This window comes from Frateuria defendens, from assembly GCF_001182895.1.
In the GTDB taxonomy this organism is placed as follows: Bacteria; Pseudomonadota; Gammaproteobacteria; order Xanthomonadales; family Rhodanobacteraceae; genus Frateuria_B; species Frateuria_B defendens.
The window spans coordinates 1-7,984 of sequence record NZ_LFQR01000163.1 but is presented as its reverse complement, the minus strand read 5'-3'; the positions used below and the strand labels follow the sequence as shown (position 1 = coordinate 7,984).

Annotated in this window: 8 protein-coding genes and 1 pseudogene; 4 read left to right on the top strand and 5 right to left on the bottom strand. The window is 60.1% G+C overall.

The features are described from left to right. On the bottom strand, nt 1-188 hold a 188-nt coding region (locus ACH65_RS21220; protein ID WP_484494428.1), incomplete at its 3' end, for a hypothetical protein. Nucleotides 189-219: 31 nt separating this feature from the next. Between ACH65_RS21220 and ACH65_RS17305 the strand changes: the two are divergent. Next, nucleotides 220-441: pseudogene (locus ACH65_RS17305) on the top strand (transposase); the annotation flags it as partial. A gap of 24 nt (nt 442-465) precedes the next feature. On the opposite strand, the gene ACH65_RS17300 reads toward ACH65_RS17305, so the two are convergent. Beyond that, on the bottom strand, nt 466-1,050 hold the full coding sequence (locus ACH65_RS17300) for a TetR/AcrR family transcriptional regulator (protein WP_049623880.1): 585 nt from the start codon (nt 1,048-1,050) through the stop codon (nt 466-468). 122 nt (nt 1,051-1,172) lie between these two features. Here ACH65_RS17300 and ACH65_RS17295 point away from each other — a divergent pair, with 122 nt between their 5' ends. Genes ACH65_RS17295 through ACH65_RS17285 form a run of 3 tightly spaced genes read left to right on the top strand, consistent with a single transcriptional unit; the run spans nt 1,173 to nt 3,315 of the window. After that, nucleotides 1,173-1,907, top strand: coding sequence for an SDR family NAD(P)-dependent oxidoreductase (locus ACH65_RS17295; RefSeq protein ID WP_049623879.1), 735 nt, complete (start codon nt 1,173-1,175; stop codon nt 1,905-1,907). A 16-nt stretch (nt 1,908-1,923) separates the two neighbouring features. Continuing rightward, nucleotides 1,924-2,691 (top strand): SDR family NAD(P)-dependent oxidoreductase, encoded by a 768-nt coding sequence (locus ACH65_RS17290; RefSeq protein WP_049623878.1) that lies wholly within the window; start codon nt 1,924-1,926, stop codon nt 2,689-2,691. A 27-nt stretch (nt 2,692-2,718) separates the two neighbouring features. Further along, nucleotides 2,719-3,315 (top strand): NADPH-dependent F420 reductase, encoded by a 597-nt coding sequence (locus ACH65_RS17285; protein WP_049623877.1) that lies wholly within the window; start codon nt 2,719-2,721, stop codon nt 3,313-3,315. A 296-nt stretch (nt 3,316-3,611) separates the two neighbouring features. On the opposite strand, the gene ACH65_RS17280 is transcribed toward ACH65_RS17285, so the two are convergent. The 3 genes from ACH65_RS17280 to ACH65_RS20345 all read right to left on the bottom strand — a co-directional run. Further along, the gene (locus ACH65_RS17280) at nt 3,612-4,793 is read right to left on the bottom strand and encodes a GIY-YIG nuclease family protein (protein WP_049623876.1); all 1,182 of its coding nucleotides are present in this window, start codon (nt 4,791-4,793) and stop codon (nt 3,612-3,614) included. Continuing rightward, nucleotides 4,786-6,840: a DEAD/DEAH box helicase gene (locus ACH65_RS17275; protein ID WP_049623875.1), complete on the bottom strand. Its 2,055-nt coding sequence runs from the start codon at nt 6,838-6,840 to the stop codon at nt 4,786-4,788. Before ACH65_RS17275 ends, ACH65_RS17280 begins: the two co-directional genes overlap by 8 nt. Beyond that, nucleotides 6,837-7,984, bottom strand: a 1,148-nt coding sequence (locus ACH65_RS20345) for a type IIL restriction-modification enzyme MmeI (RefSeq protein ID WP_049623882.1), incomplete at its 5' end; no start/stop codon positions are given. The genes ACH65_RS20345 and ACH65_RS17275, both read right to left, overlap by 4 nt.

The following is a 7,984-nucleotide window of genomic DNA, read 5'->3' as shown; positions in this document are numbered from 1 at the left end:
TTCTGAGACACCACACTAGTCTTCGGCTTCGCCACCAGGCTCGCGTCCAGCATCTGGCCCTTCCTCGCCTCGAAACCGGCCAGGTCGATGTACGCGCCCAGCCGCACGAACAGGTCCTCGATCACCGCGCCCTTGAGTGTCTCGCGGAACCACCACACCGCCGTGTAGTCCGGCACCGTGTGCTCGATGCCGAGGCCGAGGAACCGCTGGAACGACAGCCGATCCGCGATCTATACGACCAACGCCATCGAGTCGGTCAACATGAGCCTGCGCAAACTGACCAAGAACCGCGGCGCGTTTCCGAGTGACGAGGCCTTGGTGAAAGTGTTCTACCTGGCCCTGCGCAACATCAGCAAGAAATGGACGATGCTGATCCGCGACTGGAAGGCCGCCTTGAGCCGCTTTACGATCCAGTTCGAGGAGCGACTTCCTCAGCGGTAACTCAAATCCCGGTTACACAAAATTCTACACACCCTCCGTTGCCTTCCTGACATCGCCGCCAGACCGACTTGTCAGGATGGCGCTCGTAATCAAGTGAACGAGATGATCCGCCCGCGGCGCGAATGAGGGTTGATCGACCGCCCAGCCTAGCGCCGTTATCAGGGCGAACAGGTCGTCACCATTCATGTCGGCACGCGCCGTTCCCTCGCTCTGGGCACGGAGCAGCAATCGCGCGCCCGATTCATGCACCGCTGCGCACGAAGCATAAAGAGCGGAGTCCGGGTTCGTGTGGGCGGCCGCCATCATGGCGATAACGCCCTTATAGCTTTGGGCGAATGCCACCAATTCCCGGAACCAGATGAGAAGTGCTTCATCGGCCGAAGTCGATGTTTCGAGTTCGTCGGCCTTCTGCGTCAGTGCGTTCAGATGGGTGCACAACAACGCCTCGAACAAGGCTTCGCGCGTCGGGAAATGGCGGAGCAGCGTAGCCAGGCCAACACCGGCCCGGCGGGCAAGATCACGCATCGACACGTCGGCACCATGCTCGGCGGCAACGTCACGCGCGACCGCGAGGATTTGACTGCGATTTTTTTGGGCGTCGGCTCGCATGGATGATGTTGACAAATGGATCAGTGATCCATATCTTCGATATCTGGATCGGTGATCCACATCATATCGGGCCATGCGGCATTTCTCCAGTTGCCGCACAACTCCAACGAAGAGCACACGGCATGAACAGACTCAATGGAAAGACCGCGGTGATTACCGGCGGCGCTACGGGCATCGGCCTCGCCGCGGCAAGGCGCTTCATCGGAGAAGGCGCTTTCGTCTTCATTTTTGGCCGACGGCAGGAAGCGCTCGACGCGGCCGTGGCCGGCCTCGGCCCCAATGCCCGTGCCGTGAAGGGCTCGGTTTCCGACGAGGCCGATCTCGACCGGCTTTACGCGGCGGTGAAGGCCGAGCGCGGAACCCTCGACATCGTATTCGCCAATGCCGGAACAGGCGGCCCGCTTCCGCTCGGCCAGATCACCGCCGCGCACATCGACGAAACCTTCGACACCAACGTGAAGGGCACGATCTTCACCGTACAGAAGGCGCTGCCGCTGATGGGCGAAGGCGGCTCGATCATCCTGACCGGATCGAGCGCCGGCACCACGGGTGCCCCGGCATTCAGCGCCTACAGCGCGAGCAAGGCGGCGGTGCGCAACCTCGCCAAGACGTGGGCGGAAGACCTGAAAGGCACCGGCATCCGGGTCAACGTGCTGTCGCCCGGAGCGACGGCGACCGAACTGGCGAAGGAAGCATTGGGCGAAGAAGGCCAGAAGGTCTTTGCCTCGATGACACCGCTCCAGCGCATGGCCGATCCGGCAGAGATCGCGGCGGCGGCAGCCTTTCTCGCATCGCCGGACAGCAGCTTCATGACCGCCAGCGAAGTCGCCGTTGACGGCGGCCTGGCGCAACTCTGATACGCGAGGAAATGAAATGGGACAGTCTCTCAAGGGAAAAACCGCTCTGGTTACCGGGGCATCGCGGGGCATTGGCCGCGCCATCGCCGAACGGCTTGCACGAGACGGTGCGACGGTTGCGCTGACCTACAACGCCAGCAAATCCGGCGCGGACGAGGCAGTCACGGCCATAGAGAAAGCGGGCGGCACCGCGTTCGCGCTCCACGCGGACCTCGTCGATCCGGCAGCCGTCCCAGCCTTGTTCGAGCAACTCGATGACGAGTTCACCCGGCGCAACGGCAGCAAGGCGCTCGACATTCTGGTCAACAACGCTGGCAATTCCGGCTGGGTTGGCTTCCAGGACGCAACGCCGGAGAGTTGGGACGCCCTGATGGCGGTCTACGCCCGCGCGCCCTTCTTCATCATTCAGGCGGCTCTCGATCGTCTCGCCGATGGTGGACGCATCATCAACATTTCTTCCGCTGCCGCCACGAAGCCCGTGACGGCCGCGCCCGTCTACTCGATGGCGAAAGCGGCCATCAACACCCTGACCCATACGCTTGCCATCGAGCTGGGGCCGCGTGGCATCACGGCCAACGCCGTAGCGCCTGGCTTCACGCGAACGGATGCGAATGCCGACTTTCGGGAGCACCCCGAACTCGTCAAGGCGGTCGAGGCCCAAATCGCGCTGGGCCGCTTTGGCGAGCCTTCGGAAATCGCCGCCGTCGTGGCGTTCCTGGCCTCCGATGACGGCCATTGGGTGACCGGCCAGACGATTGAGGCGAGCGGCGGCTACAAGCTCTGACCGCGCCGAGAAACGAAGGAGAAACCTATGAGTTACGCCATCATCGGCTTCGGCAAGATCGGCCACGCACTTGCCAGGGCGTTCGCCCGCAACGGCATCGAAGTGGCCGTTGCAACCACACGCGACCCGGAAAGCTTTGCAGCCGATGCGGCCGCGATCGGCCCCACGATCATTCCCAAGCCCCTGGCGGAAGCCGTCAAGGCGGACACCCTCTTTTTGGCTGTGCGTTTCGAGTCTCACCCGGAGGTCGCGAAGGCTCTGCCCGACTGGGAGGGAAAGACCATCATCGACGCGATGAACACGCAGGCCCCGCTCGAGGAATTGGACGGCCTCCCGTCTTCGGCTTTCGTCGCGAAGGCGTTCACCGGTGCCAGGCTGGTGAAAGGCTTCAATCACCTGGTCGCCGCCGTCCTTGACCGGGATCCGGCTGTACACGGTGGCAGGCGAGTCGTGTTTTTGGCGAGCGACAATGACGGCGCCGCCGCGGAGGTCGGCACGCTTGCGGAAAATCTCGGTTTCGCGCCGATCCAGCTTGGCGGGCTTTCGGAAGGCGGGCTGCTTGTGCAGGCGCGCGGGAAGGTCTGGGGGCGCCTGATCTTCAAGGATTTGGTCAAGTTCGACTGATGCCGTGATCGCAAAAGCGCGTCGCCTTGAAGGACGACGCGCCGGATGCTTGTCGTGTGATCAGTGCGCAACCATCGACTGCAACGGCTCGATGACGCCGGGTTCGACGAACATTACGGCAGATTTTCGATAGCTGGCGATAGTCCCCGAAGGACCTGATTTCACTCCCACTCGATTATCAACAATCCCACAAAACCCTTGTACAACAATGGATTGTTATACTGCATCCTGTCGATACCACGAAAAATACCCTTCTCAATTCGAGAGGGAGCAGGTTTCCCTCGCATCGAGCTGTCCTATGCTTTCACCAGCTTCGCGGCACCAGGATCGTAGATGTAGCCGGTGATGCTGCCATCCTTGATGCGTGCAACGGCCTCGTCGATGACGAACAACGGAACGAGGAACCACTCCTCGGGCTGTACGGGATGACCGAAGCGATCGTTGATGGTGATGCTCAAGCGCGCGGGCGCGAACAGCCTGTGGAACAAGTTCTCCATCCGGATGCGATTGATCCCCGCAAGTTTGTAGGTCGCAACGACCTCGACTTTTGCCAGCAAGTACGTTGCTTCGTTCTCAGCATTGGCGATGCGCGTCTCCACCCTTCCACCGGTCACACCCACCTTGTGGATGATGTCCCGGTGCCGCGCGACGTAGGGATGATCGGATAGGGAGCGCAGGACGTAGATCGTGCCGCTTTCGACATCATCAGCCTCAAACTCGCCGCCGAAGGAAAGTTGCCCGCTCTCGGGCGAAGCCAGCCGCCGCGCGGCGGGATCGTTGTAGAACGCACGCTGGAGCGAGCGCAGCAGCAAATTGCTCTCGGTACCATTGGAAAAGATGAGACGAAGGCGGCGATCCACTTCACCGGCAGTCGTCTTAAGCGGCTCGCCGACCTCGGCGACATAGAGCGTAAGGCCATCAAGAACGAAGAAGTCCCCCGCTTCGATTGCACGACGGCCCGCCTCTATGGGCTGGGACTGGCGCATACCTGTCTTGACTTCCGCTTGCACGCTTTCGAACAAAGCGCGGAAGGTCTCGAAGTCCTCGCACGGCTTGCGATCTGCGACCTCCTCGGCAGCGCGCTTTTCGGCGCTAGTACGGACATGGCGCAAGACCGTGATGTCTTCCGCACCGGCAACATCCGCTAGCTCGGCAGCGAGGTCGTCGATGTCGATGGGTTCGTCCGCCGAAGCGACAACGGACGCCCCAGCAAGCAAGCCCTGATGGTCTAGAGGCTCAAGCAAGGCACGGCAATCCGGGAGTACCCGTAGACGGTCGAGCCTCACGGCATAGAGGCGCTCGAATATGTCTCGGTCTTCGCCATGCTGCGGCGCACGCCCATTCTGCTCGGTGAAGCGTTGGATCTCCTCGAAGCCGGCAATGACACGCTCCTCGCTAGCCAGGCGGCTATTTTTCTTCTCAGGCGGAGCGAACTCGGCTAGCTCTGCCGCCAGGTCGTCAAGATCGGAGTTACTCATAGCGTCCCTCCGCCCTGAAACGCATGAAGGCGGCTGCACCTTCGGCAAGGTGTTTTTCCCAGGCATCCTGCGAGGTCACCGATGGCGGCCGTCCGCGCTCGCGTTTGAACTCAACCGCGCGCATGGCGATCACTTTAGCCTCTTCGGGCGTGATTGAGGTGCGTTTGGCCGAGATAGCTGCCGCGACCTGCTTCAGGCTGTCCTCGCTCATGGTCTTGGCGAGGATGGCGTAGGCTTCACCGAAGGGGTTAATGCGGTCGATCAGGTCGATGTCCAATTCGCGCACGTCCATCACAAAGCGGCGCACGCCGTCGATCAGGGCGGTGTTGGGTGATCCGTCGCTCTCGCCTTCGGTGACAAGCCGCTTGGCCTGTTGAGTCAGATTGAGGGCGGCAATGGCGTGTTGGCGCACGGCCTCCTGATCTTCTGCGTCAAGCTCGGGATACTTGTCCTTGATGATTTTGCCCATGCGAACCTGCGTCAGCTCCTCGGGCACCAGCTCCTCATCGAACAGACCGCGCTCGATGGTGGGCTTGTCCTGTACAAAGGCGGCGATGACCTCATTCAAGTCCTCCTGGCAGATGCGCGTTGCCTCTTTACTCTTGGGCTCTGCAAGGCCCTTGATCTCAATCTGGTAGGCTCCAGTCTGCTCATTGACGCCAATGTTGCAGCGATCCGGGTCATAGCCACCCTCACCATAGGTAAAGCCTGGCGTCGGGACACTGTCGGCGTTCTTGGGCTTAAACTCGAAGCGCGGAGCTAAGACCTGCTCCATCAGCAGACTCGCTGCGATGGCCTTCAACGTATCGTTGATAGCCTCTGTGACTGCCTCCTCGGTCGCATCCGGCTCGGCGATCAGGTTGGTGAACCTCGCGCGGGTCTTGCCCGGCGCGTCGCGGGTTGCGCGGCCGATGATCTGCACGATCTCGGTGAGGCTTGCGCGGTAGCCCACAGTCAATGCGTGTTCGCACCAGATCCAGTCGAAGCCCTCTTTCGCCATGCCAAGCGCAATGATGATGTCCACGTGGTCACGGTTGTTCTTCTGCGCCGGGTCTTTGAGCGCAGCAGATACGCGGTCACGCTTGGCCGCGTCGTCATCGACAAGATCGGCGATGCGCAGGACGCGACCATCGGGGCGTTTCACGAGCTGAAAGCCGGTCGCGGCGTCGATGCCTTGCCATTCGCCTAGCGCTTCGATGATGTGCTCCACCTCCCTCATCTTGTCCTTCGTGCTCTCGCGCGAATTGACGTTGGGGATGTGGATGATGGTCTTCTCTACGGGATTGAGGACATTGAGGATGTCATCGACGTAAGGCCCGCTGTAGAAGAAGTAGCCGATGTCGAGTTGCTTGAGGTATTCGTAGCCGTTGAGCTGCTCGTAATAGGTATAAGTGACGGTGTCGAATTTCGACTCGTCCTGCGGTGCGAGAACGGCCTCCGCGTCGCCTCTGAAATACGAGCCGGTCATCGCGACGATGTGAGTCCTTCCCCGGGCGATGAACTGGCCCAAATGCGCACCCAGCCTGTTGTCGGGATTGGCCGAAACATGATGAAACTCATCGATAGAAATCAGTCGGTCATCGAATGCCTCGACACCGTAGGCATCAATTGCAAAGCGGAACGTCGCGTGCGTGCAGACCAGCACCTTGTCGTCGCTTTCCAGAAAAGCGCCAAGGGATTTGACCTTACCGCCATTGTCATTGCCGGGCGCGTTACACAGGTTCCACTTTGGCTCAACGTGCCAGTCGGCCCAGAATCCATACTTCGACAACGGCTCGTCGTTGAAGCTGGCCCCGATTGATTTCTCGGGAACAACGATAATGGCCTGCTTAATGCCTTGGTTCTTTAGCTTGTCGAGTGCCACAAACATAAGCGCACGGCTTTTACCGGATGCGGGCGGCGACTTGATCAGCAGATACTGCTCGCCGCGCTTTTCGTAGGCGCGCTCCTGCATCGGCCGCATCCCCAACGCATTCGCCTTGGTCGACGCGCCATTGCGAGCATAAGTGACTGCAACAGAGGGAACGGACTTTATCTTGTCGCTCATACGTTTGCTCCCGCTTTGCGCTTCTTGCCCTTGGCAGGTGTAGCCGAAGCGGTCATCGTGGTATAGAGGTCAAACAGCTTTTCCAGCCGTTCGGTGTCGTTCTTGAAGCGGCGACCGATGTAAATGCGCTCCAGCACCTCATCGTTGCGCTCATGCGCTTCTCGCAGATCGACGGGCATATCTTCAGGATCGTAGAGATCGGCCATGGTCGCAGGAAAATGATGCTCCCGTGCCAGCAAGATATCCTCGGCGCAGCGCGTGAGATCGGCCTTGTTTTTGTCCGTCAAGGACGGCACGGGGAATGTGTTCCAGCCAAGCGAATTTGAGTATCGGTAGTCTTCTTTGATCTTGCCGCAAACCGTTGCAATCCATACCAGATGAAGTCGCGATGAATAGATGGCCACATCCGCCATCGTGAAGCCGTACATTGCAATGGCGCTGTCGCCAATTACAGTGTCGTCGTTAACAAGAATGGATGGAAGGTACGGGCGGCTCTCTGAACTGTGGCGCGGAATCAACAACGCCCGACCTTCCTGATGGCGCCGCTCGCCGAATGCGTGAGGTATGGACGCGAGTGCGTTGGTTCCCGAGCGGCCACTGCCTTGGCGATGTACGCGAACGTGTTGAACTCGTTTTGCGATTTCAGGGATAGCGCACGCACCGGGAACATCGGCGTCCGCGATCCAAAGGCAATACCGCGTCTCACCTTGAATGCTGTCGTGAGAGCCAAGAAACTTTCGGCAGAATGCGGCAGCAGCCGGTCGCGAGCGGACGAGTTCGTAGTATTCGTCCGCGTCTAACAGCAAACCGCCACCGTCATTCGGCATTGATCCGTTGGTCATCGGACTGAGAGCGGAAAGAGGACTTCGTAATGGGGAAACTACAGTGGTGCGGTCAGGCACGAGATAGGGGCCGATGTACGCTGCTTGTTGGACGGCGTGCTCGGTGAAAACCAATTTCGGCGCAGCCGATTTCCTTCCCAATCCCACGATAGAGACGGTGACAGCCGCCTTCTTGGATGCAAGGTTGCTCCACGGAAAGGACGGCCTTGCGAATCTGATCTCTAAGTCAGCCGAAAGAATTGCAGGCCATAAGAGAGAAACTTGTCGCCCTTGATTCAGGCTGTTAGGGATGCTCTGATCTA

What these genes read in the sequence shown, in the direction of transcription:
- ACH65_RS17290 (WP_049623878.1), top strand. Translation starts at nt 1,924, where the DNA reads ATGGGACAGTCTCTCAAGGGAAAAACCGCTCTGGTTACCGGGGCATCG.
- ACH65_RS17275 (WP_049623875.1), bottom strand. Translation starts at nt 6,840, where the DNA reads ATGAGCGACAAGATAAAGTCCGTTCCCTCTGTTGCAGTCACTTATGCT.
- ACH65_RS17295 (WP_049623879.1), top strand. Translation starts at nt 1,173, where the DNA reads ATGAACAGACTCAATGGAAAGACCGCGGTGATTACCGGCGGCGCTACG.
- ACH65_RS17285 (WP_049623877.1), top strand. Translation starts at nt 2,719, where the DNA reads ATGAGTTACGCCATCATCGGCTTCGGCAAGATCGGCCACGCACTTGCC.
- ACH65_RS17280 (WP_049623876.1), bottom strand. Translation starts at nt 4,793, where the DNA reads ATGAGTAACTCCGATCTTGACGACCTGGCGGCAGAGCTAGCCGAGTTC.
- ACH65_RS17300 (WP_049623880.1), bottom strand. Translation starts at nt 1,050, where the DNA reads ATGCGAGCCGACGCCCAAAAAAATCGCAGTCAAATCCTCGCGGTCGCG.